Annotated in this window: 38 protein-coding genes; 32 read left to right on the plus strand and 6 right to left on the minus strand. The window is 67.9% G+C overall.

All coding sequences use genetic code 11. From position 1 onward, the window contains the following. Positions 1 to 60 precede the first annotated feature (60 nt). Positions 61 to 618 (plus strand): PDDEXK family nuclease, encoded by a 558-nt coding sequence (locus tag IEY61_RS04475; protein ID WP_189040947.1) that lies wholly within the window; start codon positions 61 to 63, stop codon positions 616 to 618. After that, positions 608 to 2,548 (plus strand): hypothetical protein, encoded by a 1,941-nt coding sequence (locus IEY61_RS04480; RefSeq protein ID WP_189040948.1) that lies wholly within the window; start codon positions 608 to 610, stop codon positions 2,546 to 2,548. Before IEY61_RS04475 ends, IEY61_RS04480 begins: the two co-directional genes overlap by 11 nt. 518 nt (positions 2,549 to 3,066) lie before the next feature. On the opposite strand, the gene IEY61_RS04485 is transcribed toward IEY61_RS04480, so the two are convergent. After that, entirely contained in the window at positions 3,067 to 3,534 is a 468-nt protein-coding gene (locus IEY61_RS04485) for an NUDIX domain-containing protein (protein ID WP_229705681.1), read from the minus strand. Positions 3,535 to 3,558: 24 nt separating this feature from the next. After that, positions 3,559 to 4,782: a helix-turn-helix domain-containing protein gene (locus IEY61_RS04490; RefSeq protein ID WP_189040949.1), complete on the minus strand. Its 1,224-nt coding sequence runs from the start codon at positions 4,780 to 4,782 to the stop codon at positions 3,559 to 3,561. Between the two features lie 383 nt (positions 4,783 to 5,165). On the opposite strand from IEY61_RS04490, the gene IEY61_RS04495 reads away from it, so the two are divergent. From IEY61_RS04495 to IEY61_RS04510, 4 genes are all read left to right on the plus strand, one after another. Beyond that, positions 5,166 to 5,408, plus strand: a complete 243-nt coding sequence (locus IEY61_RS04495) for a hypothetical protein (RefSeq protein WP_189040950.1) — start codon at positions 5,166 to 5,168, stop codon at positions 5,406 to 5,408. After that, positions 5,401 to 5,643 (plus strand): hypothetical protein, encoded by a 243-nt coding sequence (locus IEY61_RS04500; RefSeq protein ID WP_189040951.1) that lies wholly within the window; start codon positions 5,401 to 5,403, stop codon positions 5,641 to 5,643. Before IEY61_RS04495 ends, IEY61_RS04500 begins: the two co-directional genes overlap by 8 nt. Then, the gene (locus IEY61_RS04505) at positions 5,640 to 5,918 is read left to right on the plus strand and encodes a hypothetical protein (protein WP_229705682.1); all 279 of its coding nucleotides are present in this window, start codon (positions 5,640 to 5,642) and stop codon (positions 5,916 to 5,918) included. The genes IEY61_RS04500 and IEY61_RS04505 overlap by 4 nt, the downstream gene beginning before the upstream one ends. A gap of 70 nt (positions 5,919 to 5,988) precedes the next feature. Next, on the plus strand, positions 5,989 to 6,714 hold the full coding sequence (locus IEY61_RS04510) for a GntR family transcriptional regulator (RefSeq protein ID WP_189040952.1): 726 nt from the start codon (positions 5,989 to 5,991) through the stop codon (positions 6,712 to 6,714). A gap of 5 nt (positions 6,715 to 6,719) precedes the next feature. On the opposite strand, the gene IEY61_RS04515 is transcribed toward IEY61_RS04510, so the two are convergent. Further along, the gene (locus tag IEY61_RS04515) at positions 6,720 to 7,187 is read right to left on the minus strand and encodes a hypothetical protein (RefSeq protein WP_189040953.1); all 468 of its coding nucleotides are present in this window, start codon (positions 7,185 to 7,187) and stop codon (positions 6,720 to 6,722) included. Positions 7,188 to 7,338: 151 nt separating this feature from the next. Between IEY61_RS04515 and IEY61_RS04520 the strand changes: the two genes are divergently transcribed. From IEY61_RS04520 to IEY61_RS31020, 7 genes are all read left to right on the plus strand, one after another. Continuing rightward, a complete protein-coding gene (locus IEY61_RS04520) occupies positions 7,339 to 7,767 on the plus strand; it encodes a hypothetical protein (protein WP_189040954.1) in 429 nt (142 codons plus the stop codon). Between the two features lie 96 nt (positions 7,768 to 7,863). Continuing rightward, positions 7,864 to 8,157 (plus strand): hypothetical protein, encoded by a 294-nt coding sequence (locus IEY61_RS04525; RefSeq protein ID WP_189040955.1) that lies wholly within the window; start codon positions 7,864 to 7,866, stop codon positions 8,155 to 8,157. A 38-nt stretch (positions 8,158 to 8,195) separates the two neighbouring features. Next, positions 8,196 to 9,569, plus strand: coding sequence for an FtsK/SpoIIIE domain-containing protein (locus IEY61_RS04530; RefSeq protein WP_229705683.1), 1,374 nt, complete (start codon positions 8,196 to 8,198; stop codon positions 9,567 to 9,569). Continuing rightward, positions 9,566 to 10,246: a DUF2637 domain-containing protein gene (locus tag IEY61_RS04535; protein WP_189040957.1), complete on the plus strand. Its 681-nt coding sequence runs from the start codon at positions 9,566 to 9,568 to the stop codon at positions 10,244 to 10,246. Before IEY61_RS04530 ends, IEY61_RS04535 begins: the two co-directional genes overlap by 4 nt. Beyond that, positions 10,243 to 12,039: a replication initiator gene (locus tag IEY61_RS04540; protein WP_189040958.1), complete on the plus strand. Its 1,797-nt coding sequence runs from the start codon at positions 10,243 to 10,245 to the stop codon at positions 12,037 to 12,039. The genes IEY61_RS04535 and IEY61_RS04540 overlap by 4 nt, the downstream gene beginning before the upstream one ends. Before the next feature lie 23 nt (positions 12,040 to 12,062). Beyond that, a complete protein-coding gene (locus IEY61_RS04545; RefSeq protein ID WP_189040959.1) occupies positions 12,063 to 12,248 on the plus strand; it encodes a helix-turn-helix transcriptional regulator in 186 nt (61 codons plus the stop codon). Further along, a complete protein-coding gene (locus IEY61_RS31020) occupies positions 12,245 to 13,624 on the plus strand; it encodes a tyrosine-type recombinase/integrase (RefSeq protein WP_229705684.1) in 1,380 nt (459 codons plus the stop codon). The genes IEY61_RS04545 and IEY61_RS31020 overlap by 4 nt, the downstream gene beginning before the upstream one ends. On the opposite strand, the gene IEY61_RS04555 is transcribed toward IEY61_RS31020, so the two are convergent. Further along, positions 13,617 to 13,991: a YxzC family protein gene (locus IEY61_RS04555; protein ID WP_505820227.1), complete on the minus strand. Its 375-nt coding sequence runs from the start codon at positions 13,989 to 13,991 to the stop codon at positions 13,617 to 13,619. The two genes, IEY61_RS31020 and IEY61_RS04555, sit on opposite strands and share 8 nt — an antisense overlap. A 312-nt stretch (positions 13,992 to 14,303) precedes the next feature. Between IEY61_RS04555 and IEY61_RS31025 the strand changes: the two genes are divergently transcribed. Beyond that, complete coding sequence (locus tag IEY61_RS31025; protein ID WP_229705685.1) at positions 14,304 to 15,653, plus strand: tyrosine-type recombinase/integrase; 1,350 nt, start codon at positions 14,304 to 14,306, stop codon at positions 15,651 to 15,653. Here IEY61_RS31025 and IEY61_RS04565 read toward each other — a convergent pair. Next, complete coding sequence (locus tag IEY61_RS04565; protein WP_189040960.1) at positions 15,650 to 16,075, minus strand: helix-turn-helix domain-containing protein; 426 nt, start codon at positions 16,073 to 16,075, stop codon at positions 15,650 to 15,652. The genes IEY61_RS31025 and IEY61_RS04565 overlap by 4 nt on opposite strands. Before the next feature lie 228 nt (positions 16,076 to 16,303). Between IEY61_RS04565 and IEY61_RS04570 the strand changes: the two genes are divergently transcribed. The 13 genes from IEY61_RS04570 to IEY61_RS04630 all read left to right on the plus strand — a co-directional run bounded on the left by IEY61_RS04570 (position 16,304) and on the right by IEY61_RS04630 (position 21,137). Beyond that, positions 16,304 to 16,588, plus strand: coding sequence for a helix-turn-helix domain-containing protein (locus IEY61_RS04570; protein ID WP_189040961.1), 285 nt, complete (start codon positions 16,304 to 16,306; stop codon positions 16,586 to 16,588). Continuing rightward, positions 16,585 to 16,884, plus strand: coding sequence for a hypothetical protein (locus tag IEY61_RS04575; RefSeq protein ID WP_189040962.1), 300 nt, complete (start codon positions 16,585 to 16,587; stop codon positions 16,882 to 16,884). The genes IEY61_RS04570 and IEY61_RS04575 overlap by 4 nt, the downstream gene beginning before the upstream one ends. Next, positions 16,881 to 17,468, plus strand: coding sequence for a hypothetical protein (locus IEY61_RS04580; protein ID WP_189040963.1), 588 nt, complete (start codon positions 16,881 to 16,883; stop codon positions 17,466 to 17,468). Before IEY61_RS04575 ends, IEY61_RS04580 begins: the two co-directional genes overlap by 4 nt. Beyond that, complete coding sequence (locus IEY61_RS04585) at positions 17,465 to 17,650, plus strand: hypothetical protein (protein ID WP_189040964.1); 186 nt, start codon at positions 17,465 to 17,467, stop codon at positions 17,648 to 17,650. Before IEY61_RS04580 ends, IEY61_RS04585 begins: the two co-directional genes overlap by 4 nt. A 78-nt stretch (positions 17,651 to 17,728) precedes the next feature. Further along, on the plus strand, positions 17,729 to 18,085 hold the full coding sequence (locus IEY61_RS04590) for a hypothetical protein (RefSeq protein WP_189040965.1): 357 nt from the start codon (positions 17,729 to 17,731) through the stop codon (positions 18,083 to 18,085). Beyond that, entirely contained in the window at positions 18,082 to 18,285 is a 204-nt protein-coding gene (locus tag IEY61_RS04595; RefSeq protein WP_189040966.1) for a hypothetical protein, read from the plus strand. The genes IEY61_RS04590 and IEY61_RS04595 overlap by 4 nt, the downstream gene beginning before the upstream one ends. Next, positions 18,282 to 18,467 (plus strand): hypothetical protein, encoded by a 186-nt coding sequence (locus IEY61_RS04600; RefSeq protein ID WP_189040967.1) that lies wholly within the window; start codon positions 18,282 to 18,284, stop codon positions 18,465 to 18,467. The genes IEY61_RS04595 and IEY61_RS04600 overlap by 4 nt, the downstream gene beginning before the upstream one ends. Before the next feature lie 217 nt (positions 18,468 to 18,684). Then, the gene (locus tag IEY61_RS04605; protein ID WP_229705686.1) at positions 18,685 to 19,224 is read left to right on the plus strand and encodes an XF1762 family protein; all 540 of its coding nucleotides are present in this window, start codon (positions 18,685 to 18,687) and stop codon (positions 19,222 to 19,224) included. Further along, entirely contained in the window at positions 19,221 to 19,583 is a 363-nt protein-coding gene (locus IEY61_RS04610; RefSeq protein ID WP_189040968.1) for a hypothetical protein, read from the plus strand. Before IEY61_RS04605 ends, IEY61_RS04610 begins: the two co-directional genes overlap by 4 nt. A 57-nt stretch (positions 19,584 to 19,640) precedes the next feature. Beyond that, the gene (locus IEY61_RS04615; RefSeq protein WP_189040969.1) at positions 19,641 to 19,868 is read left to right on the plus strand and encodes a hypothetical protein; all 228 of its coding nucleotides are present in this window, start codon (positions 19,641 to 19,643) and stop codon (positions 19,866 to 19,868) included. Between the two features lie 18 nt (positions 19,869 to 19,886). Then, the gene (locus IEY61_RS04620) at positions 19,887 to 20,441 is read left to right on the plus strand and encodes a hypothetical protein (protein ID WP_189040970.1); all 555 of its coding nucleotides are present in this window, start codon (positions 19,887 to 19,889) and stop codon (positions 20,439 to 20,441) included. After that, positions 20,438 to 20,833, plus strand: a complete 396-nt coding sequence (locus IEY61_RS04625; protein ID WP_189040971.1) for a hypothetical protein — start codon at positions 20,438 to 20,440, stop codon at positions 20,831 to 20,833. The genes IEY61_RS04620 and IEY61_RS04625 overlap by 4 nt, the downstream gene beginning before the upstream one ends. Next, entirely contained in the window at positions 20,817 to 21,137 is a 321-nt protein-coding gene (locus IEY61_RS04630; protein WP_189040972.1) for a hypothetical protein, read from the plus strand. The genes IEY61_RS04625 and IEY61_RS04630 overlap by 17 nt, the downstream gene beginning before the upstream one ends. A 297-nt stretch (positions 21,138 to 21,434) precedes the next feature. On the opposite strand, the gene IEY61_RS04635 is transcribed toward IEY61_RS04630, so the two are convergent. Beyond that, on the minus strand, positions 21,435 to 21,677 hold the full coding sequence (locus IEY61_RS04635) for a type II toxin-antitoxin system Phd/YefM family antitoxin (protein WP_189040973.1): 243 nt from the start codon (positions 21,675 to 21,677) through the stop codon (positions 21,435 to 21,437). Positions 21,678 to 21,772: 95 nt separating this feature from the next. Between IEY61_RS04635 and IEY61_RS04640 the strand changes: the two genes are divergently transcribed. The 5 genes from IEY61_RS04640 (at position 21,773) to IEY61_RS04660 (ending at position 24,648) form a co-directional block, all read left to right on the plus strand. Then, positions 21,773 to 22,615 (plus strand): BRO family protein, encoded by an 843-nt coding sequence (locus tag IEY61_RS04640; RefSeq protein WP_189040974.1) that lies wholly within the window; start codon positions 21,773 to 21,775, stop codon positions 22,613 to 22,615. 3 nt (positions 22,616 to 22,618) lie between these two features. Then, positions 22,619 to 23,017, plus strand: a complete 399-nt coding sequence (locus tag IEY61_RS04645; RefSeq protein WP_189040975.1) for a hypothetical protein — start codon at positions 22,619 to 22,621, stop codon at positions 23,015 to 23,017. Then, positions 23,014 to 23,277: a hypothetical protein gene (locus tag IEY61_RS04650; RefSeq protein WP_189040976.1), complete on the plus strand. Its 264-nt coding sequence runs from the start codon at positions 23,014 to 23,016 to the stop codon at positions 23,275 to 23,277. The genes IEY61_RS04645 and IEY61_RS04650 overlap by 4 nt, the downstream gene beginning before the upstream one ends. A 109-nt stretch (positions 23,278 to 23,386) precedes the next feature. After that, complete coding sequence (locus IEY61_RS04655) at positions 23,387 to 23,605, plus strand: hypothetical protein (protein ID WP_189040977.1); 219 nt, start codon at positions 23,387 to 23,389, stop codon at positions 23,603 to 23,605. Then, on the plus strand, positions 23,605 to 24,648 hold the full coding sequence (locus IEY61_RS04660; protein WP_189040978.1) for a hypothetical protein: 1,044 nt from the start codon (positions 23,605 to 23,607) through the stop codon (positions 24,646 to 24,648). Before IEY61_RS04655 ends, IEY61_RS04660 begins: the two co-directional genes overlap by 1 nt. Positions 24,649 to 24,655: the final 7 nt, after the last annotated feature.

Consider the following 24,655-nt stretch of genomic DNA (forward strand, 5'->3'; position numbering starts at 1 on the left):
CCGCCGGGAGGATACGCGCCGCTTACGCGCCCTAGGCCGAGTCGTTTGCCCTTTGAGGCCATGTCGCCGTATGACTTCGAGGCGCTCATTGCAGAGGTAGCCACGATGGTGGACGGCCACCGGGAGGCCCGGCTGTACGGCAGGTCCGGCCGGGCTGACGATGGCCGGGATGTGATTGCCACCGATGACGGTATGACCTATTTCGCATACCAATGTAAGCGTGTGGCGCAATTCGACGGAGCTGCCCTGCGACGCGCGGTCACCGCGTTCGAGGTCCGGCAACCTTTCGTCGTCACTAGTTTCATCGTGGTTATGGCATGCATTGTCGACGCAAAAGACATTGAAACCGATTTGATTGAACTTCGCGCTGCGCGGCCAGGTCTCGATATTCAGGTCCGAGACGGCTGGGATCTATCCAGGTCGCTACGAGAATTTCCGACCGTTGTCGAAACCGCGTTCGGGCCCGCCATCCGCCGGGACTTCTGCAATGAGGAGGATTCATCGACAGCGTCGAGTAATCGTCCAATGACTGCCACGGTGGCGGAGGGCGGTATTTCTATTCAGGCTGGCCGAGACATAAACGGAGCAATACATTTCGGGCAAAGCAGTGGAAGGTGACGACAACTCCGGCGCCGATGCTGGGGCAATGATCGCCGAAGCTGGCCCCAATGCAACAATCCTCCAGGCGCGCCGTGATCTGAACGTTACCTACGTGCGTGCTCGCGTGCCTCGCGTAGTGGTTAGTTCCAGAGACATTTATGTCGCCGTTCATGCCTTCAGTCCACCGCAAGGCTATGAGCGGGCAGAACATATCCTTTGGCGCGGGCATGGCGCGGGCGTAGTTGTGCTGATGGGGGAGCCCCGCACAGGGCGGCAAACTTGCGCGTTGTCGGTGTTGTGTCTCGGTAATGCTCAACCCGTCCATAGGCTGAACGTGACCTGGGGAGAGCATGATTTCCCTGATCTCCCGCGAGAAGGCAATGCTCGGTACTTGCTTGACATTACTTATGCAGAGGAATTATCTGACGATTTTGCCGCCAATCTGCGTGACTATGGCCGCGAACTAGAGGCGGTGAACGCAAAGCTAGTCGTCATCGCAAGCACCGCAGTCTGGCAACAATACGCCGACGAACTTGCCGACATTACGGAGTCTATTGGCCAACCTCAGGTCCTCGACGTTGTGCGGGTCCGGTTGGATTATGAGGCGCGACGCACTACCATGCCTGGGGGAGAGCTCCTAGATGTCCAGGCTCTGGCGGGGATCGTCGAAGCGTTGAAGGACAGCGATGCCCCGCCAGACTACGGCGTCAGCCTCGCACTTGATATAATCGCGCATGCGGAATCGCAAGAGGAATTGCTGCGCTTTGCCGCATCATGGAAGCGCTGGAATCGATACATTGTTGACCATCTCGCCAAGGACGTGCCGGGTAGTGCGGGCGAGCGAATTTTGCTTATAGCCGCAGCGGTTCTGGGCGGAGCAACGGTTGAAACGCTTTCGGAAGAGGCCGGCGCTCTGAGTGAGAAGCTTGGCATAGCGGTTGATCCTACGAGGGTCCTTGAGGGTGCCGACATACGTCAACAGCTCTCCAAGGTGGGGGCGCGTCGAATCGGCGACCGGATTTATTTATCGGCCCGAGCTGCGGACCATGACGAAGTTGTTGACTATCTTTGGGAGCAAAGGCCTAACATTAGGAAGGCACTTTTTGCCTGGATCACCGACATGTCGGTGCGCAAACCTACTGACAGCGCTGAGAGCCGTCGGCTTATCGAAGTAGTTCATCGCCTTGCATCCCGCCATCGATGGGTATCCGCAATCGATGTGCTCTTCAACTTGTTGAGCGGTAATCGTGATCAGAATCGGCGGGCTTATGCGGCTCTGGCTGGGCTTTTAGAGGATCCGCACGTCGGCCAGGCATTACAGAAGCGCCTTTACGATTGGGCTGGCGGCAGCCGAAATCTCGTCGAAGTAGCCCGGCTCTGTGGCGGCAAGGTTGGCGACAATTCGTTCACCGTTGCCGTCGTGCGGTTGCGTCGCGTTGCTAGTCGTGCGCAGACTGCTGCAGTCCGACTGGCTGTACAAGATGCACTGCGTTCTCATGCTGAGAGGACGAAACTGACTAGGGTGCTTTCGGTAGTTGAACAATGGCCCCAGCATGAGAGAACCATCGCGCTGACAGGGCTTCTCGATCCAGAGTGGCTGCATGCGGCGGGCCATCTCAGTACCCGTTCGGGCACCCAAGGTGAGCTAGGCCTTCTTGACCCCCTGGCTGATGCATGGCTGTGGCTCATCAACGACCCTGCTGCGGGCGAGTTCAACACGGAACTTATTCGTGGTTGGGGACGACTAGCAGATGTCTATCCGGCAACTCACGCTCTAGCCGTGGAACTGCTTGCGACTGTCGTTGGGGCTGGTCAATCCAATCCCCCTATAGCGACCATATTCCAGCAGCTATCCCCCGATATGTCTGCGGCAGTCATTGACTGCCTGAAAGGCAAGCATGGCATTGAGTCGGTCGGAAGCAGAACAGACATTACGGCTGAGATCTGACCGCGCCGTCGCAGTTCAGCCTTTTCCCAATTAAAGCTGGCTGCATCCTCATATGGCGTCGGCCTGCGTCTCGCAATTTAGGGTCGCAGGGTGGAGGCAGGCTCAAGGTCAGCGATCTTGCGGCAGATCGCGTTAGTCGGACGGGTTGAAAGAAGCACATACCCGCCGCTGCACCTGGCAGCCATCCCGTCGGCCTTCGTTTGCACATCGTGGACCGGGTAGGCCCCACCTGCTCGGCTCTCCCGGACGGAAGTTGTCGGGATGGCACCACCATCCCAGAGCGCCCGAGCGCCCCGCTGGCACTGCCTGTGTCTCGACCAACGTGAAGCCCCGGATCCGTCATCGATCGTGGCGGCCCGGGGCTTCTTCGTATGTTGGGCCGCCGGCGGTCTATCACGGCCGCGTTGGCGGCCGAAGGCCAGAGGCGTGGCGGCGGACCATCGCCCAGCCCAGGTTCGGCGGCGCGAGCGGCCTGCGAAGCGGGCCGCCTTGACTCGTCCATGAAGCGTTCACGCCCCTTAGATTGCGTCACCGTGCTCTGCGTAGGCTGAGCCTCCAGCGCTACAGGCCGCAATCGCGGTGCGGATCCTACGGGCGAGTCGAGGCGGTCCGTGCTGTTCCAGCGCCTCAGCAGCCACGTAGCGCCATTCAGTGAGTTCCGCGTCCTCAAAGCGGATGGCAAGTTCCTGCTGAGCAGTCAGAGTTCCGCCGTCGAAGATGAAGAGGAGTTTGTCGCCTTCGTTCTCGGCGGGTGCCCAGTCCACGACCAGCATCGGGCCGATTGGGGTGGTGAGGCCAAGTTCTTCTTCGACTTCGCGAATGCAGGCGGAGCGGGGTGATTCGCCGGGTTCGACGTAGCCGCCGGGGATGTCCCAGTGATTCTTGTAGGCGGGGCGTACGAGGAGCACGTGGCCTTCGTTGTTGAGGAAGAGGGCGCCGGCGGCGACGCGTGGGGTTGCCATGGGTGGCGTCTCGTTGGCCGTCACCAGGACAGCGTAAACGGGCTGGGGTCAGTCGAGCACCTTGAGCCGGCGGGCGAGGCTGACCAGTTCGGTGGAGGGTTTGCCGCGTTGCCGGCGGACCCAGGTGAGGGCGAGTTGGCGGCTGAGGAAGTGGTGGCGGACCTGTTCGGGTGCCATCTGTTCGGCGTCGAGCAGCATGGATTGTGCGTCGTCGACCCGGTTCCACGAGCTGTAGGCGCGGGCGACCTCCAGGGCGTGACGGACTCGGCGTTCCATGGGTAGGCCGGTGGTGTCGACGCGGGGGCCGAGGTCGATGGCGACTTGCAGGTCTCCCAGCTCGGCGGCGGTGGCCACTCGATGGATGGCGACGTTTGTCGGGCCGAACGCGGTCCAGAGGTGGTTGGCGTCGGCACCGAGTTTGCTGGCGGCCTGGTCGGCTGCGGTGAGGAAGGTTCGGGTGGTGGCGGCGTCGTCGGCGCGTGCGGCGGCCATGGAGCCGGACAGGAACAGGGTGCCGTAGACGGACAGCAGCGCGGGCGTGGCCTTGCTGAGGTGGGGTTCCAGGTAGGCGGCGGCGTCTTCGGTGAGGCGTACGGCGTCGGTGTAGCGGCCGGTGGCGTGCAGTGCGTGGCCGACGGATCGGAACAGAGAGCCGGTGATGAGCGGGTCACCGGTCGGGCGGACGGCGGACAAGCCGCGGTCGGCGGCAATCCAGGCGAGGTCGCTCTCTCCGAGTTTCGTGAGCTGGGTGGCCGCGAGCTGGTACGCGAGGCCGAGGAGCCGGCGGGCGTCGTCCTGGTCGTCACCGTCGTGGTAGTCGGCGGCGACCTGAGCGCGGTGAAGCAGGTCGGGTAGCCGGCCGGTGACGTACCCGAACCGCGAGTCCTGGTAGGCGTCCCAGAGCGCCCCGACTTCCTTCGTGAGCACGGCGACGCTGGGTGGTTCCGCATCGGTGCCGCCGCCGAAGGGGGCGAGAGCGCGGTAGTTCATCAGGGCGGCGCGGAGCGCGGGCACGGTGTGAGTGCCGCTGTCCGTGGTCCAGTCGAGCAGGGAGGGTTCGCCGAGCAGGTCGCCGAGGGAGATGTCCAGGGCTTCGGCGAGCGACTTGATGACGGACAGGCGGTCCAGGTCGATCCGGTTGTTCTCGACCTTGCCGAGCCAGTCGGCGGTACGGCCGATGAGTCCGGCGAGAACTTCTTGCGACAGGCCGCGTCGACGGCGGTACCAGGCGACGCGTTCGCCGATGGTCAGGGTGGTGGTGGTCCCGCGCATGGATTCACTGTCTCCCCTCGGTCGGCGGCGAACCCGGAAGGTTTTTCCGGGTCGCTGGGTGGTTCGTGCCACAACCTGTGTGCATGACGGGGCTGAACGCATCGACCAATTGCCAATCGTGCTCCGGTGCGGGCTGGAAGTACACCCTCGCCCGTTCCGAGGTCCGGACGATCGGCCGGGGAGCGGAGCGGACTCGCTCGCTGGCCCGCCGGTCCTGTCTGGACTGTGCGGGGTCCGGTCGTTCGGTGTCCTGCTGAGGCTGGCCCGGGGTGGGTGCTGGCATGGGACCGCGACCCGAACGACGGTCCCAACTGAGCCCGCCCGCCTCGGCGCCCCGCAGGTCACGTTCGCTTCCGCCGGGGGTTCCGGCACCCGGTGACCTGGTGCTGTTGGACCGTCGGGCGTCGGTGCAGTTTGGCGGTGACCGGGCGCTGTGGCTGCGGGTGTCCGCGATCTCGGATCGGCCGACGTACGACGGCTGGGTCTGGCTCACCGGCTACGCGATCAACCCGGCCACGGGGGAGGCGTTGGCGCGGCGAGAGGTCTTCGCGCAGATCGCCGGCCTACAGATCATTCCCAACCCGCCAACGACGGTGCGGCGGACGACGAGGAGGCGTGGTGTTTGACATACGGGTACGGCTCGGCGCGGTGATGTACATCGACGCTGTTGACCGCTACCGCCCCGCCGACGGACCGGTGACGTTGCGGGTGACCGGGGTTCGCCTGGTGCTCAACCGCCCCGAGCGGGAGCAGTGGATCTGGGTCGAGGGCACCAAGGTCACTCCACGCCACCAGCGCGGTGAACGCACACAGGTCCTTGTACCGACTCGGCTGTTCGCGCCGAAGGATGCGGCCCGGTGACCACGTACCTGTCGGGAGCGGCGCGGGATCAGTTGCGGGCCGCGCAGTCGCAGCTTGACCGGCACACGCCGTCGAGCGCGGACGGGCGCTGCCCTGCCTGCCGCGTGGACGAGCCGTGTTCGCAGCGACGGGCGGCGTTGCGGGTGTTCGGACGGTACGGCTGCCTGCCTCGGCGGTGGCCCGGCGCGTCCCGTCCGGAACGGGTGCAGGCGTCGTCGTGGTCGGGATGGCTGACCGCTGCGGTGGAGGGTGTGACGGCCGAACGGCTGAGCTGACTTGTTCTGTCATGCAAACAACTCATAAGCTGCTGTAATACATGCAGCGTTCATAGGTGGGGTGCCCGCGATGGCGTACGAGATTCCGACGCCGAAATACCTGCGCGTGTTGAACACGCTGCGGAAGCGCATCGAGGATGGCGAATACGCGCCCGGTGCGGCACTGCCGTCGGAAAACCAGCTCTCCAACGAGTTCGGCGTCTCTCGGCCGACGGTCCTCAAAGCGCTGGGCATCCTCAAGCAGGACGGCTGGATCGAGTCGCAGCAGGGCAAGGGCAGCTTCGTACGCGGCCGACCCGCCGCCGGCCGCACCTCACCCGAGTACGCCCGCGACGCCGTCGAGCTGGACGAGACCGGCGACACGGAGATCCTGCACGTCGGCCCGGTTCTCGCCACGCCCCGCATCGCGGCCGAGTTGAAGATCCCCGAGGGCACACCGGTCTACGAACGCCGCCGCCGCACCGTCACGGAAGTCGGCCCGGTCGATCTGATCTCCACCTTCGTGCCCGTAGACATCGCGGTCGGCACCGACATCACCAAGCCGGACCCCATCCCGGGCGGCCTGCTCGACCTCATCGCACGGCAGAAGGGCCTACGGGCCGACTACGCCACCGAACGCATGACCGCCCGCCGCGTCAGCCCCGACGAGGCCGACGCCCTGGACGTGCCGGCCGACGAGCCGGCAATGAGCGTCGTCATCACCGTTCACCAAGCCTCCGGCGATCCCATCATGACCTCGGTTTTGGTCATGCCCGGCAGCCGCCACGAGATCGAAGACACCTACGCCGTGTCCTGACTGGATCAGCTCCACAGATCGCCGTAGAAGTCCTCGTCATCGTCGTCTGGTGGCAGCGGTGTTTGCCACCAGAGGTCGATCAGGAACATCTGAGCGTCGTCGCGCCCGTGTCGGTGGACCCGGACGCCATAGACGCCGGCTCCTTGCGGGAGCGTGATCTCTGCCGCCGCTCCGGCGGTGATCTGCTCAACGAGTAGTTCTCCGGTAGGGCAGTGCACCTGAAGCTGTCGACGCCCGTCCCACGAGCCACGATCGAGATCGGGCTCACCGCTCCATATCCGTAGCTCAAGGCCCACCCTCAGCGGGTCCGAAGGCGCTCGCACGGTGACTTGGTACGTGGACGCGCCGGCGACCTGATCCTGTGAATCTCGGTACGACTCGCCGTCGTCGCCGGCATCACACCATGCATCCCGTAGGACGAAGTGACCATAAAGGATGCTGACCGCCGTTCGATGCACGGTGACAGGTTCCATGTCTCGCAGGCTGACACCACCGTCCGACACTCCTATGTGAACGCAGCTCACCGAAACCCTTGCTTGTGCTTACAAGCTGACGTAGCTTGTTAACTCAACCGGTTGTCAGGGTGACGGCTGGTGAGGCTAGGAGGCTTTCCACGTGGTTCCGATGACGTTGAAGGTGCCTGTCCCGTCCGAGTACGTCTTCCCCGCTGGGGCGCTGTGCCTGGGCGTGTCGCCGCAGATCGATTTTGAGCGGCGTGGTGAGGCGGATAACCAGGCGCGGGATAAGGAGACCGGGGAGCGGGTTTGGGTGGTGCGGGTGATGGACCTGGACCCGGAGGCCGGGAAGTTCGGTCGGTCGACTGAGGTGAAGGTGAAGGTGGTTGCGGCGCAGCAGCCGGTGCCGCCGCCGTCCACGGTGCCGGGTTATCCGCCGGCTGTGGAGTTCGAGGGCCTGACCCTGACCCCGTACGTCGATTCGCAGCGGTGCAAGCCGGGCCGTTCCTCGGGTGACTGCCGTTCCCGGATGGCGTACTCGCTGCGGGCTTCGGCTATTCGTCCGGCGTCGGTGGTGCCGGGCTCGGCGGCTGCCTGATCGCTTCGTTTTGGCGCGCGGGGCGGGTCGTTTCCCCGCCAAGAGTCCCGGCCCGCTCCCGCGCTTTCCCATCCCTCGTGTGTGAAGGAGGGCGTGATGCCCACCGTAGTTCACCCTGCCCTGATCGCAGCCGTGCCGCTGCTGGTCGGGGCGCTGCTGTTGGTGGCCCGTACACATCTGACTGACCTGCGGCACGCGCTGCGGGAGGTGGAAGCGGCGTTGCGGTCGCTGCTGGGGTTGCCGCCGGCTTCCGGTCTGGTCTACGCGATCCGCTGCCCGCGCTGCTGCCGGTGGGTGAAGCCGCGTCGGTTTGACCTGCGGCGTATGTCGTGCCGGTCGTGCATCGCCACGTTGGGCCGAGGTCGTCGTGGGGGTGGCGTGTGCCTCTGATCAACGTCATTCCGGGGGACAAGATCCCCGTGGCGCCGATGAATGTGCGTCTTCCCGCGTGGCGGGTGCCGGGCTGGCTGCTGGTGTTCTGGTGGCTGGCCCGGGGCCTGTTCCGCCTCACCGTCCTGGCCGTCCGCTACTGGTGGCTCACTGGCCCGGCCCTGCTCGCGCTGTGGATTCGGGCCGAGTTCGGTGGCCTGGTCCTGGCCGGCGTCGTCACGACAGTTGCGGCCGGCTGTGTCGGGTGGTGGCGGTGGCATCCGGTGTCGTGGCTGCGCTTCGGCTGGTACCCCCTCGTCGCCCGGGTCCGGACGTTGGCGGTGTATCGGCCTCGGTGGGCGTCGGTGATGGCCACCTGTGGGCTGGCGACGGTGTTCGGTGGTGACCGGTACGTGCCTCGCCTGCTGCGGGTGCAGTGTGATCGGTGGGGCGATGAGCTGACCGTACGGATGCTTCCCGGCCAAATCCCTGACGACTGGGGCCAGGCCGCGGAACGCCTCGCCTACGCCTTCCGCCAGGACACCGGGCAAGCACGCTCCACCGATCGTCCTGACCGGGTGGTGGTCCGGTTCATGCGCCGCGACCCTCTCGCCGGCACCGTCGCACCTTTGCCCGTGGCGGACGTGCCCGACCTGGGCGGGCTGCCGCTCGGGGTGCGGGAGGACGGCGAGCCGTATCGGCTGCGGCTGGCCGGCTCACACGTGCTCGTCGCCGGGGCGACCGGGGCGGGCAAGGGCTCGGTGTTGTGGTCGCTCATCCGGTCCCTGGCCGGCGGCATCCGCTCCGGACTGGTCGAAGTGTGGGCGTTCGATCCCAAGGGCGGGATGGAGCTGGCGGCCGGGGTGCCGCTGTTCGCCCGGTTCGCCTACGACGACGCCGACGGCATGGCCGGCGCCCTCGATGACGCCGTGAAACGAATGCGGATGCGGGCGGCTCGGCTGCGCGGTGTCACGCGGCAGCACGTGCCGACGGTCGAGGAACCGTTGCTGGTCCTGGTCATCGACGAGTTGGCCGCGTTGACCGCCTACATCACCGACCGGAAGGTCCGGGATCGGATCAAGGAATCCCTCGGCCTCCTGCTGTCCCAGGGCCGCGCGGTCGGCGTGCACCTCGTCGCCGCACTCCAAGACCCTCGCAAAGACGTGCTGCCGTTCCGGGACCTGTTCCCGACCCGCATCGGGCTGCGGCTGACCGAACCGGAGCAGGTGGACATGGTCCTCGGCGACGCCGCCCGCGACCGGGGCGCGCTGTGCGACCGGATCCCCGAAACGTCGCCGGGGGTGGGGTTCGTCGTCCTCGACGGCGTCCGCGAACCCGTCCGGGTCCGCTTCGCCTACCTCACCGACGACGACATCCGCTCCCTCGGCCGCACCTACCGCCGACTCGACCACGCGCAGGAGGTGACGGCGTGAAGACCAACGCGCAACGGATTGAGGGCGGCGTCCTGGTCCTCATCGTCCTCGTCGTCGGCGGGCTGGCCGGGGCGGCGTCGTTCACGCACGTGCATGACTGGACCATGGCGAACTCGCCTGCCGGTACGGGGGACTGGTTCGGCTGGGCCAACGCCGCCATCTCCGAACTCCTACCCCTGGCAGCGCTGCTGACCATTCGGCAACGTCGCCGCACGGGCGGCCCGATCGGGTACCCGATGTTTCTGCTCGTCTGCGCCGTCGCACTGTCCCTCGCCGCGCAGCTCGCCGTCGCCAAGCCGGGCCTGTCCGGCTGGCTGTTGTCCGCCGTCCCGGCGCTGGCGTTCCTCGGCCTGTCCAAACTCGTCTTCTCCACCGCGCCGGTACTGGCGCCCGTCGACAAGCCGACCGACGAACGACGCGGCGACGGGCCGACCGGAGGCGACGCGCTGCCGGTGCCATCCAACGACGACCAGGCGACGGGAAGTGACGCGCCGTCGGTACGGGTCAACGACGACCAGGCGGCGGCCGTCGTTCGGGACGTCGACGAGGAGCAGCCTCGGCCGGTGGTCCTGCGGCCGGTGCCGTCGATCGAGCGGCGTCCCGGGCTGGTGCCTGTCCCGGCGGCGGCGTTCACCCCTCGCAACGGCACCCCTGCCGGTTCGGGAGGTGACCAGTGAGCCAACTCGAACTGATCCCCACCGCGGCCCCGGCCCCCGACGCTGTCGAGCGGCCTCGGCCGGGGTCGCGGGCCGACCGGATGCGCAAGCCGCTCGCCAAGGAGGCGCTCAAGCATCTCGCCGAACAGCACGGCGTCTGCGTTCGTCCCCTGGCGCTGCGCCGCACGGACACCGTGACCGGCGTGACCGAGGTGGTCGAGGTGCCCTGCGGGGCGACTCTCGCCGTCAAGTGCAAGCCGTGCGCGGAGCGGGGCCGGCGGCTGCGGATCCAGCAGATCCGGGAAGGCTGGCACCTCGCCGACGAACCCGCCATCCGCCCCGACAAACCCGGGGAAGACGCCCTCGCCCTCGTGCGGGTGCGGGCACACCTGGAATTCGAACGGGAAGCACTCCAGTACCAGCCGATGACTCCCGACGAGCGGGTCACCCGCCTAGCCGAGATCGACGCCGCCATCGCGGAAGTGGACGAGGCGTTGGGAGAGACGAGCCTGCGCGGGCACCTCACCCCGAAAGACCGCGACGAGCGGCCCCGCCGGAAGCGGTCGACCAGGCGGCGTCAGGACTCACCCGACCTGCCCCGGCTGCCTGTCGACCCGCGCACGGTCGGCCGGGCCTACGCCGGGCGGGCCGGCAAGACCCACCGCCCGTCCATGCTCGTCACCCTGACGCTCGGCTCCCACGGGCCGGTGCACTCGCACCTACGACGCGGCCCCTACATCGCGCCATGCGAGTGCGGCCAACGGCACGGGCCGCACGATGACGTGCTCGGCACGCCGGTCGACCCGACTGCGTACGACTACCGGCGGGCCGCCCTGGATGCGATCCACTTCGCGCGGGTTCTCGACCGGTGGTGGCAGAACGTGCGCCGGGCGGCCGGCTGGAACGTCCAATACGCGGGCGCCGTCGAGCTGCAACGCCGCCTCGCCCCACACGCACACTTCGCCATCCGCGGCACCCTCCCGCGCCGGCTGCTCAAGCAAATCGCGGCAGCCACCTACCACCAGGTGTGGTGGCCGTCGTTCAACGAGGCGGTCTATCCGGTGGACAGGCCGCCGGTCTGGGACGTCGACCGCCAGGCGTACGTCGACCCGAAAACCCGGGAGCCGCTACCGACCTGGGGTGAAGCCCTCGACGCCCTGGAGGAACCCGACAGCCGACCCGCCTACGTCGCCCGCCTCGGCCGCATCGACGCACGCGGCATCGAGCAGGGCACCCGCGACGCGGAACGGTCCATCCGGTACGTGACCAAGTACGTCACCAAAGACCTCACCGACCAGGCCCGGCCACGCTCCGACGCACAGAAGGCGCACTTCGACCGGCTGCACGCGGAACTGTCCGTGCTGCCCTGCTCGCCGACCTGCGCCAACTGGCTCCTCTACGGCGTCCAGCCCGACGGCGTCAAGGCCGGCTTGACCCCTGGCCGGTGTACCGGGAAAGTCCACCAACGCGCCACCCTCGGCTTCACCGGCCGGCGCGTCCTCGTCTCCCGGCAGTGGTCCGGGAAGACCCTCGCCGACCACCGGGCGGACAACCGGGCCTGGGTCCGCGCCATCCTCGCCGGCGGCATGGCCGACACCGAGGAACACGACCAGGCCGCCGACGAGGCAGACGAGTCGACGCGATACCGGTTCGAACTCGCCCGCCCCGAAGACCCCGACGTCCCACCGCTGGAACACCGACTCTTACGCGCCATCTCGGCCCGCATCCGGTGGCGGGCAGACCTCGACACAGCAAGGCAACGAACAGCCAGTGCCGATTCGGCTACCGCTGCTCCCCTCTCCCCTGCTGCTTGATGATCTGGAGGACAGAACCCCTCATGGAAAGTGAGCTGCTGACCGTTCCGGAAGTCCTTGCCGTCCTCAACGGAGTGTCACGGCGAACCTTTTACCGCTGGCGTGAGCTGGGCATCGCCCCGGAGTGCATCAAGCTGCCCAACGGTGAGCTGCGCATTGAACGGCGGGACCTGTGGGCGTGGCTGAAGCAGCACCGGGAGGCGGCGTGAAGTCGCGCGAGGTGCGTATCCGGGGCATTCAGGTCAACGCGCTGGCGGGCCGCAAGAAGTCGTACACCGTTCGGTGGGTGGTGGGAACGGGGCCGAAGTCGCGGACGTTCAGCACCCGGGCGCTGGCGGACAACTTCCGGTCGGACCTGATGCAGGCGGCGAACCGGGGCGAAGCGTTCGACGGTGACTCCGGTTTGCCGGAGTCGATGGTTGCGCCGAAAGAGTCGGTGAGCTGGCTCGGGTTCGTCCGCCGGTACCTCGACATGAAGTGGCCAGCTGCGGCGGCCAAGTCCCGGGAGAGCACGACGGATGCCCTCGCGTCGGTCACGGCCGCGCTGGTGCGGGACATGGCCGGGCGGCCTGATCCGGTGGTCCTGCGGCGGGCGTTGCGGGAGTGGGAGTTTCCGCCTGCGTCTCGGCAACTCGATCGGCCGGCGGAGGTCGCGGCGGCGTTGCGCTGGTTGGAGCGGGCTTCGCTGCCACTATCGGCGCTGGCGGAAGCCGCGGTGGTGCGGCCAGCGTTGGACGCGCTCGGCCTTCGGATGGACGGCCGGCCGGCGGCGGCGTCGACGACCAGGCGGCGACGCTCGGTCTTTTACAACGTCCTTCAGTACGCCGTCGAGCTGGAGCTGTTGGACTTCAACCCAGTCGACAAGCTGCGGGTGCGGTCGAGCCGGCGGAAGCTGTCCGGCGAGGTTGACCGCCGAGTCGTGGTGAACGTCCGCCAGGCGCGGGAACGGCTCGTCGGGGTCACGTACGTCGGGCAGCGTGGCAAGGACGGCCGGCGCGGTGAGCGCCTGGTCGCCTTCTACGCCTGCCTGTACTTCGCGGCGCTGCGGCCGAGTGAGGCGCTGGGCCTGCGGGAGCGGGACTGCCACCTTCCGGCGAAAGGTTGGGGCCTGCTGACGTTGGAGAAGTCCCGGCCGGCGGCGGGGAAGCGGTACACCGACAGTGGCGAGGTGCACGACGATCGGGGGTTGAAGCACCGGGGCGACGCAGAGGCGCGGGAGGTGCCGATCCCGCCGGAGCTGGTGGCGATCCTGCGGGCGCACATCGACCGTTTCGGGGTGGGCGTCGACGGGCGGCTGTTCCGCAGCAGGCAGGGCAACGTGGTGGCGTCCTCGACCTACTCACGGGTGTGGGAGGAGGCGCGGCGGTTCAGCCTGCCTCCGGACCGGGTGGCCTCTCCCCTGGCCGGTCGCCCGTACGACCTGCGGCACGCCGGGGTGTCGCTGTGGCTCAACGCCGGGCTGCCGGCGCCGGAGGTCGCGCAGCGTGCCGGGCACTCGGTCGACGTCCTGCTCAGGGTGTACGCCAAGTGCCTCGACGGGGACCGCAGCCGGATGAACGAACGCATCGAGGCGGCGCTCAACTGATGACGGTGCACCGTACCCGGAACTCTGCAAGCCAGCCGCGCACCTGTTCATCGTCATGCAGGTACGGTTCACCCGGCCCGTGGCGAAGATCGATGCCGGAGAGCATCCCGAGTGCCCACCAGATCGTCTCATCAACCTCGGCATACTCCAGACTCTGCATAACCTGGGTTGCCCAACGGTCGACCTCATCGCGCGACTGGCTGCCGTCGAGGATGGCTGTGAACCGGGCCTCGACGTCGGCGCGGCTGGGCGGTGTCGGCTGGCCAATCATCACGACCATGATCCTGCCAAACAGCCCGCGTCTGCTGGCCCCCTCGGACGTACCGCTGAGCTGGGCAAACAGCCTTGCCGATACGTCCAAGATCATTGCACGTATTCTGCACGGACGGCTGCAAACGGCGGCTTCGGGTGGCATTCGGCTGCACACCTCGGAGGATCGATGGGGAAGCGTGTCCGCAGGCCAGAGGGCGTTTATGCTGATCTTCAGGGTGCCCCCGGCAGGATTCGAACCTGCGACACACGGTTTAGGAATCGGTTCCCGAACATGAGGCTGACCTGCCATCCGGCACCAACATGCAGGTCAACCCGCATGCTGTAGCGACACCGAACGGCACCCAGCAGCACGCAAGGCGCACTTTGTGACCCCATGGGGTCACCGGATCCCGCTATCTTCTACACCATGGCGGCACTCGAAAAACGCGGCACCAACTACCGGGTCTGCTGGCGGCTCGGCGGCAGCCGGACCGGCGCCAGACAGTCGGCGACGTTCACCGCACCCAAGCCTGCTGCGGCCAAAGAACTCGCCGAACGGGCCAAGAAGTTGGTGGAAGCGCACGAGCATCGCATCACCCGCGACGAGGTGCTGCGCGCCATCCTCGGCGAGGACGACAACATCCCCGACGGGGCGGTCACCCTCGCCGAGTGGGTGAAGTTGTGGGAAGCCGACCGCCGGCCGGTCAACCCGGACGCGCCCGGCTTCGATGACATTCAGGCGGACACCCTCGCCGGCTACATGCAGGTGCTCAACGTGCGGGTGCTGCCCTACCTGGGCCACAAGTACCTGCACGAGATCACCGAGAGTGTGCTCAAGGAGTGGGTGAAGACGCTCAAGGCGACGCGGGTTCGCCGCACCAAGGCGCAGCCGGGTGGGCAGCCCATCTCGGCGAACTCTGTGCGTGCCGCCCACGCGGTGCTGCATCTGGTGCTCGGCGCGGCGGTGCCCCGGTTCATTCCCGCGAACCCTTTGGCCCGTCCGGCGGGGACGCGGAAGAACCGGGTGGGGTTGCCGAAACCAACGCCGTTCGAGGGCATGTTTTTGACCCCCACCGAGGTTGACCGGATTCACGCCTGCTGTGATCCGCTGATCCAGGACTTGTGGTTTGTGCTCGTCAACACCGGCCTGCGGTTGGGTGAGGTGCTGGTGTTGCGGGTGCAGGACGTGACGGTGGACGGCCCGGAGCCGGAGATCAGGGTGCGGCGGGCGTTGAAGAAGGGCGACCGGATTGGGTTGCCGAAGTCGGCGAAGTCGTTTCGGGTGGTGTCGACGTCGACTGAGGTGGCGAAGGTGCTGGCCGCGCGCTGTAAGGGCAAACGGCCCCGCGATCTGGTCTTTCCGTGTCCGGGGAAGAAGAAGCGTCGGGGTGCCGAGCCGACGTGGGCGGAGAACAACCTGAATCGGCGGCATTGGATGCAGGCGGTGGCGGAGGCTATGCGCTGCGATGTTCATCCTCCGCCCGCGCCACCGAAACCGAAGCGGGGTCCGGTGCGCAAGCTGCGGCCGGAGGAGGTGTCGACGTGCGGCTGCCCCGGTGTGCTGCGTCGCCGTCCGAGGTTGCACGACGGGCGGCACACGCACGCGAGTGATCTGATTCGCGCCGGCTGGCAGTTGCATGAGGTGCAGGACCGGTTGGGGCATGCGTCGCCGTTGACGACGTTGACGATCTACGCGCATGCGTGGAAGGGCAAGTACCGGGCACGCCTGGATGATTTGGGTGCCCGGCGGATAGCTGCCGAGGATGAGGATGGCTAGGAGGCTGCCCGGCCGCGTTCGGCGGCGTCGCGTTGCTCTGCCTGCCTGAGTTGTTCGATCTGGTCGAGGATCGACTGCGCCCAGGCTTTCAGGTGTTCGGAGATGTCTGGGTTGGTGGCGAGCTGCCGTAGTTCGGGTTCGTGTTCGGCGAGCAGCGGGGTGCGTCGTGGGGCGGCGGCGGTGGGTCGTTCGTTGCCGTTGAGGATGGCGTCGATGGTGCCGTCGGGCCATTCGAGGACGCGTTCGAGGGCGCGCAGGTTGCTGCTGCGGTAGCTGGCTTGTGTGGCGTTTTCGATGTTGCGGAGGGTGGCGGTTGATGGGCCGCCGGCAGCCTGGACTTGCGCTTGGGTGAGGCCGAGTTGTTCGCGGCGTCGTTGGACGTGTTGGCCTAGTCGGCGCCAGTCGGGGCTGTGGTCTGCCACGGCAACCATCCTCGCGGAAAGGTTCGGAAAGGTCCAGTTGCCATTACGTGGCATGGCCCGTTGTGCGGTCGGCACAGTCGTCATCGTGCAGCCCCCCAGCTGTCTGATTCAACTTCGTGAGTATCCCTCTAACCACGGAGGGCTACTAGACCCTGATTTGACCACATGGCCGTCGACCCACCTCGGCTTTCCCTTGCTTTCCTGCGCTAGCTAGCGCAAGATAGCGCTATGCCCAGATGGATCCCACCGCAAGTCAGCCTCCGGGCCCTCCGCGAGTGGCGCGGGCTCACCCTCGAACAGCTCGCCCACGGCATCCGCTCCCAAGGCGTCGCCATCAGCACCATCCACATCAACAACGTGGAACTCGGCAACAAGCAGACCACCGCCACCGTCATGACCGCATGGGCGCGAGTCCTCGGCATCGACCCCCTGCACATCCGCACCGACCGTGAGGTCCGCCAGTACCTCGACGCCGTCGACCAGGACCGGCAGCCCGCGCTGGAAGCCGCATGACCGGCATCGACGGCCCCTACACGCTGCCGGAAGTCGCCGCGATGACCGGACTGTCGCTGCGGTCGATCGAACGCGGATGCCGTAACGGCACCATCGAGCACATTCCGATCGGCGACGGCACCGCACGTCAACACCGCCGCATGTACCTGCACCAGGTCAACCTGTTGATCGAGCAGCGGTCGCGGCGGTCGGTGCAGGCCGCCCCGCCTGTGTCGTCGCCTGATGACGATGTGGCGGCGGCGATCGCCGCGTCCCGGAAGCTGCACAGCCGCCGAACTGGCAGGCATGCCGCATGACTCGCTCATTGCGAAAGCGGGTCACCGCACCAGACGGACGCAGCTACTCCGGCCGCTGGCCCCAACAAATCCCCCACACCGGCGAAGGGCCGTTCATCGCCGCCCTAGCCCGCACCGTCAACGGAGCCTGCGAGGTCGTGCTTCCCGTCGGCCGCGCTGATGTCGCCACCAGCACCACCATTTTCGAGGTGGAGCCCGCAGCCAGATGGCGTGCCGGGCTGCGTCAGGTGCTGGCGTACGCGGGCCAAACCGGGCAGCGTCCCGCGCTCGCCCTGTTCGGCGCCGCCGACTACCTGAAAATCTTCCTGTTCATCCGCGATCGGCTTCCTGGCACATCGCTGTGGGTGTACCGGGGGCATTGGGTTGAGGTCAGCAGCCGAGCCAAGGCCCGGTTTGCGCATCGGCCGGAGTACGACGTGCCGCCGGCATTCGGCGAGCTGGCGTCGGTGCCGCTGCCGGATGTGCACCCGTTCGATTCCCACGTGTCCCCCGATGTGATCGACCCGTGGGAGCGGGCGCGGCGCGCAGCGCTTTTCGAGCGCGCACATCTCGCGGGTGTGGAGATGCGGAGGGCTTCCGCATGAAAGCCGAACTCATCGTTCGCCCCGGCGGGGTGGCTAGGCGGCTCCGCACGATGCCCGGCCACTTCACGGTCGACCGGGTTGGCGACTGGATGCCGGTGATCGCCGACGGCGAACCGGAGGCAATTCGGCTGCTGGATGAGCGCGAGTACGCGCTGCGGGTCCGGCAGCAGATCGACCCCTAACGGGCTGGACGCCCACCGGATGCGACCCGGCGAGCGTCCGACTAGCCCGCACGTGACCAACCGATTGGAGCAAGCCACGTGACTATTCAAGTAGAGCACACCGGCCGAAAGGCCGATGCGCCGCCCGTCGTGACGCTGCGCACCCTGGACGACTTCCGTAACCACCCGCGCCCGCTGCCGTCGTGGTCGGATGAGGCCGCTTGGTCTGACCCCGGCGCGGTGCCCGCCATCCTCGCCGGTGAGGTGTGGGACGGCGGTTGGGTTCCGTCCGGTGACTACGCCCGCCCCGAGCCGACCCGCGCCGACCTGGTGGCTACCTATGGGCATCGGGATCCGGACCGACTGGCCGCGAGTTTCGCCCCCGACGTGGACGTTGAGGTGGCCCGCCGGTACGCGGCGTTGGACGCCCACGCCGTCCGCGAGGTGGCGGCGTGACTCGCATCGACCCGAACGGTGTTCCGACGCGCGCTGAGGCTGTCCGCCGTGACAGCCCGGCCGAGTGGGCGCGTGTCGAGTCCCGGCACGCGTGGCTGCTGCTGGCGGTTGTCGGCCTGCTGGGTGCGCTGCTAGTGGGTGCCGGCGTGGTGGCGGTCGACCACGGCTGGCTGCCGCTGCCGTTGGGGGGTGGCCGGTGAACGGGCAGGTGTTACGTCTGGCCCCGACGTCGCCGGGCCGCCCGGTGGTGGAGGTGCCGATCGGCCCCGGTGATCTGCCGGATGCGGAGCTGCGGCTGGTCCGGTGGGCCAAGGAGTTGCCGTCGGTGAAGGCCGGTCGCCGCACGGTGGAGATCGTGCCTGTGGGCGGTGATGCGGCGTGAGGACTGTCGTCAAGGTCGCCACGTGTGGCTGTGGTGAACCGATCACCCGCCCCAACCCGCTCAACCCCGGCGAGTGGCTGCACACCGACGGGCGCACCGGATGCGTTGACTCCCTGACGCGTGAGCCGACGGGGGCTGATGCATGGCCGCGTAAGGAGTCGCCGCGTCTCGACCCGACCATCCTGTCCCGCAGCCTGCGCCGGGCGGGGGTGCGGCGGTGACCCTGCACATCGTCCCGGTCAACCGCGACCAAGCTGTCGCGTTCATCGCAGACTGGCACCGCCACCACACCCCACCCGTTGGCTACCGATTCGCTGTCGGCGTCGCATCCGCCGACCTGCTCGTTGGGGTCGCAACCGTAGGGCGTCCGGTGGCCCGCCACTACGACGACGGGCTGACCGTTGAGGTGACCCGCGTCGCCACCGACGGCACCCCGCACGCCTGCTCCGCCTTGTACGGGGCGTGTTGGCGTACCGCGAAGGCGATGGGTTACCGGCGGGCGATCACGTACACGCATGCTGACGAGTCGGGTTCGTCGCTTCGCGCGGCGGGTTGGTTACATGCGGCAACTCGGGCTGCCCGGTCTGGTTGGGACATGCCGGGTCGCCGTCGGGACAACGGTTCGTATGTGCCGGTTGAGCGGCTGCTGTGGCTTGTCGAGTCTGGTGCCGAAGCGTCTGTTCCTGTGCTGGTGTCTCGGCGTGGCAACGATGTTCAGCCGGTGGACTTGTTTACGGCGGCGGGGGTGGCGGCGTGACCGCCCGGGTCGGCCTCGCGGTCGGCGGTGGGGCGTTCGCCGTGTCGGTTGCGTTCGCGCTCGCCGACGTGTGGTTGGCCGCTGCCGCCTTGCAGATGGTGCCCGCCTACGTGGCTGGCCGGTGGGATCGCCGCCGGGACCGGAACGCCGAGTTGGTTTCCCTCGCCGCCGAGCTGAGGCGGGCGGAGGCCCGGATCGCCGCGCTCGAAGACCACATCGATGAGCAGTACGACCGCCGTGGCGCGGGCCGGTGGCTGGACGAGTCCCGGTTTGTGCCGGACGACCGTGACTGGCCCGAGCTGAACCGCAAGCCCACCCCTGCGGACGTCGCCTCACCGCGTCCGTTCTCCACCGCTTAACCACCACCCCCGAAGGGAGACACCCTCATGTCTCTGCGCTCCCGTATGCAACGCATCTTGCATCTCGCAACCCGCAACACGCCGGCTGCTGTCCGTGACGTTGCCGTCGGGCGGGCCAGCGTCCCCGCCGCCAACCTGATCCGCCTCGGTGAGTGCGACGGCGACACGGTGTGGCTGCCCCGCCCCGGCGCCGCCACCAACCCCGGCCCTTACCGGCCTCGCCGCCGCGTCGCTGACCGCAACCGCATGCCCGCCGCTTTCGCCCGCCACCGGATCGCCGCCTAGCCCTGACCTGATCGGAGCGTGACCATGTTCGAGCAGTTGACCACCGCACAGAAACTCGGCGTAGCGATCGTCGTGGTGGCCGTGATCGGCCTCCTGATTCTGCTGTTCGCGGGGGCGTGGCATGTGACCCGGATCGCGCGGGGGCCTGTCGCGGTTGGCCCGGACCCGACGTTGGAGGCGGCGCGACGCTGGCAGGCGAGTGCGGCCGGTGTGCGCCCGTGGTATCTGCCGCAGCCGCAGCAGCGGTCGGATCCGGAACCTGAGCCGCGAGAGGAGCCGCAGCCGGAGCCCGTACCCGAGGAGGAGACACGCCCGGCCCAGGTGGCCAAGGTGCCCGACGACATGAGCGCCGTGGACGCCGAGTTCGCCCAGCACTTCCGGAACCTGCGGACTCCCCCGGCCGTGCCGACACAGAAGGTGTCCACGATCGGCTGGCCCAACAACCCGCACGCCCCGGCTGTGCCGTTCCCGGTCGAGATCGACCGCCAGAACCGCGAGCTGCGGGAGCGGCTGGACGACCCGGACCGCACCGAGCTGATCCCGCCCGTCCCGTCTCGGCGAGGTGCCGCATGAGGTGGCTGCACCGTGTGGCGATTTGGTGGCGCAGCCGGTCGTGGCTGGCCGCGCGAGTCCGCGAGTTGGAAGCGCTGGAAGCCCGCCGGCTGCGCGAGCAGCGCGCCGAAACCGAACGCCGCGACGCGAAAGAGGCCGAGTTGCGGGATCGAATCATGACGCTGCTCGAAACCCAGGCGCGGCAGGAACACACCCACGTCGTGTCGGCCGCCGAGCTGCTCGCCGACTTGGAGCAGGAGCGGGTGTGGGGCAACGGCTACATCGCCCGCATCAACGCCGCCCACCAGTGGGCTGGCGTCCACCTTCCCGCCGATGTTGCGGCCGAGTTGTGTGCCGTGCTGTCCCCCACCATGCCTGACGTTGAGGAGTCGCCGAATGCCGTTGTCGTCTGACCGCCCGTACCGGCCGATTGAGGTGTACGGGATCACCGCCGCCGACTACGGGCAGGCGTTCGTGGTGATGCTCGCGCTGGTGCTGTTGGCGATGGGACTCGTGTATCTGGTGATGCGGCCCGACCTCGCGGACGGCTGCCAGGCGGACGTGGACGGGCCCGAGGCGGATTCGGTCGAGTCGGCGGAGACGGTGGAGTTGCCTCGCCGCACCGGCCCGCGTACCGGCACGGTGTGTGACCCGCGCAACCGCAGCGTCGACCCGGACGAGCTGACACGGGTGCTGGACCTGAGGTCGCTGCGGTGAGGGGCTACGTGCTCGGCGCACTGCTGATGGCGGTCGCAGTCGGGCTATCGGCGCTGCTGGTGGTGCGTGTCCGCCGGCAGCGCCGCTGGCGTCGGGACGCCGCCGTGCAGGGCCCGGTCCGGGCAGCGTTTCAGGCTGCGCCGGGCCGTTGGCATCCGTGTGATGGGCCGCAGCGGGGCTTTGCGGTGGGGCGGGCGAGGGTGCCCCGACAGCGGGACGGTCGGCGTGGCTGACCGGGTTCGCGCAGTTGGGGCCACTGTGGGGGTGGCCCCTACCCGTGTCAGGGCTGGCAGGCCGTCAGGTGTTGGGCTGGCTGCCTTCGGTGGGCTCCGGGTTGAGGTGCGCGCGCAGGATCTCGGCGGCGCGGTCGACGCCGCCGACCTGCTGGACGAGTTGCGCCAGGCCGTAGGGGATCACTGCCGCGACGGGTTCGCCGTGCCGCTCGATTGCGGTGGGCGTGTTCCGGATCAGGGCGTCGTCCACGACGGTCCGGAACTTGTCGCGGGCCGTTTGGATGCCCATCTTCGGCCACTCAGTCATGTCGTCACCTTACAACTCCCTAGACTCTGGAAGGTCTGTAAGGTAGCGTAAGGGTTGGAAGTGCTGGAAGCCAGAGCAAGCTAGGAGCGCACCCCTTGACCACCATCGAGGTGTTCCAATTCCCGGCCACCGGCCACAACATCCGCACCATCCTGCGGGGAGCCGAACCGTGGTTTGTTGGCCGCGACGCGTGCGCCGTGCTGGAAATCGCCAAGCCGGAGAACTCGCTGGCACTCCTGGATGCGGACGAAAAGGACACCCACAGTGTGGGTACCCCCGGTGGAGCGCAGAACGTCACCATCATCAGCGAATCCGGCCTCTACTCGCTGATCCTCCGCAGCCGCAAGCCGGAAGCGAAAACCTTCAAGCGGTGGATCACCCACGACGTGCTGCCGGCCATCCGCAAGACCGGCCGGTACGACGCACTCGACACCAACGACGGTCGCCACCAGATTCCGCAGTCGTTCGCCGACGCACTACAGCTCGCCGCCGACCAGGCGCGGCAAATCGAGCAGCAGCAGACCGCCATCGCCGAACTGGAACCCCGCGCCCAGCAGGCCGACCACTTTCGGGCCGCCGACGGGCTCGCCGCTATCGCCAGCTTCTGCAACGACCTTCAACTGTGGGCGCACGAACACCACGGCCTGCGGCTGCGCCATGACGAGATCCGCGACTTCCTCGGCGACATCGGCCTGATCATCCGGTCGGACAGTCTCCGCCGCAACGAACCGTACGCGGAAGCGATCAAGGCCGGGTTGGTGCGGCCGAAGCACAGCACCTACGAGACGAACACGCGCGGCGACCAGGAAACCACGTCGGCCCGGCTGACCCCGAAGGGCTGGGGCTACGCCTGGGATCGGGCGGTGCGGCGTATCGCCGAGCACGGCTCGCTTGCCCCGATGACTGCCGTCGCCCAAACCAACTCGGATCGGAGTTGACCCATGACCATCACCGCTGACACGGCTGCCGCATCCGCTGGCTTCGACCTCGTTCAGGCCCGCCGCGATACCCCCAACTGGCCGCCCCTCGACGGCGACCGGTGGGCCGACCGCCACGGCGACCAGTGGATCGCCTACATCGCCGAGCACGGCGACACTGCCACCCTCGCCTTCCTCAACGTCGGCCGGGACGCCCGCTGCCTGGCCCGCTACGCGCTAGAGAAGCACGGCCCGCTGACCCTGGTGGCGGCGGGTGCGGAGCGGCAGCGTTTCGAGCGGCTACCGGCCGACGCCCGTGAGCGGTACACCGCCTATCTGGCTGCCGCCTGCTGGCTGTGCGGTCCGGAGGGTTCGACCGGCGTGTACTGCGGCACCTGCGATGAGTCGGAGGTGCAGCCGTGACCGACGTCGACATGCTGCGTGAGGCAGCCACCCACCTTCGCGCCCTCGCCGCTGTCGTGGGCAACCCGAACCCGTACGCCCGCCCCGACCTGAACGCCGCGTTGGCGGACTGGCTGGAAGCGGAAGCCGACCACCACGAGGCGCGCGACCGGGTGGTGGACGCTGCCACCGACTCCGGCGAGTGGTACGTGCGTCTGTCCGCTTCGACGTTGCCGCAGGCCGTGGCGGTTGCCCGCGTCGTGCTCGGGGGCCAGCCGTGACCGACCCGCGCTGCACCTGCATCCCGACGCCCGAAGGTGACATCGACTCGGACGGCTGCGTCCTGGACGACTTTCCGCTGTGCGGGCTGCTGGTTGGGGAGGACGGCCAGTGACCGCCGTGCCGCTGCTCGCTGACCGTCCGCTGCCGCCGATGCCTCACCCCACCCCGGGGAACCCGTTTCCGTCGCCGATGCCGCCGCCCAGCTACCAACCGGCATGTCCGACGTGCGGCGGGCCGGTCGCCTCACTGCTGGCCGGCTGCTCGCGGCGGGCGTGCCTGATCGCCGACCTCGACTACGACGCCCGCTTCGACAACCAGGACTGGTGATGACCGACACCGCGCCGCGCACCGGCCCCACCTTCCACGGCGTCACCGAAGACGGCGACCGCCGCTTCTACATCTTCGGCGACCACCGGCTGGTGTCCTGCACCGCCGTTACCGGCGTCATCGCCAAAGACGCCCTGCTGCGGTACGCCGCCAACCAGGCCGTTGCCGCCGTGTTCGAGGAACTGCCGGCCATCGTCATCGCGTCGCGGATCAAGCCGTGCGGCAACACCAGCCACCGCTGCGACCACGACAACACCATCCGCTGCGACGCTTGCGCTTGCCGTGAATGCAAAACGTGCATCGCCAACTGGCTGGCCGAACGGCACATGGCGAACACGGCCCGCCGCGCCGACGAAGGCACCCGCGTACACGACGTGATCGAGTGGTGGGCGCTGCACGGCGAGATCAAGCCCTACGACGACGACATCGCCCCCTACGTGAAGGCGTTCCAGGCGTTCGTTGTCGAGTACGGGCTGACCCCCGATTCGTTCCTGCTGTCCGAAGCGCTGGTCGTCAACCGGGGCGCCGGATACGCCGGCACCACCGACGGCGTGATCCGCATCTACGCCGCCGCGTCGCAGGCTGCCGCGAAGCTCGTCTCCCGCGTGACCGGTGTGCCGTGGAAGAAGGCCGCCAAGCTCGGTCTGACCGTCGACCTGGTAATCGATTTCAAGACCCGTGAGGGCGAGAAGCCCCGCTTCTATCCCGAGCAGGCGTTGCAGCTCACCGGCTACCGGCATGCCCCGATCGTGCGGATCAAGAACAGCGACGAAGAGTTCCCGATGCTGCCCACCGACGGCGGCATGCTCGTCCAACTTCGGCCTGACGGTGTGACCGTCCGCCTGGCCGTGACCACTGAACGAACCTACCGGCGCGGGTTTCTGTACGCGCTCGGCTTGACGAAGTGGCTGATCGAAGAAGGCCCGGCCGCCGTCAGCGCGCACACGTTTGTGCTGCCGGAGACGATCGCCGCCCGCAAGCGGAAGGCCGCCAAGGAAGCCGCCGCCGCTGTCCCCGCCGAGCCGGCCCCGGCCGCCGCCTGACCCTGAG

Origin of the sequence: Micromonospora sonchi (genome assembly GCF_014646235.1) — a bacterium.
Classification (GTDB): domain Bacteria; phylum Actinomycetota; class Actinomycetes; order Mycobacteriales; family Micromonosporaceae; genus Micromonospora; species Micromonospora sonchi.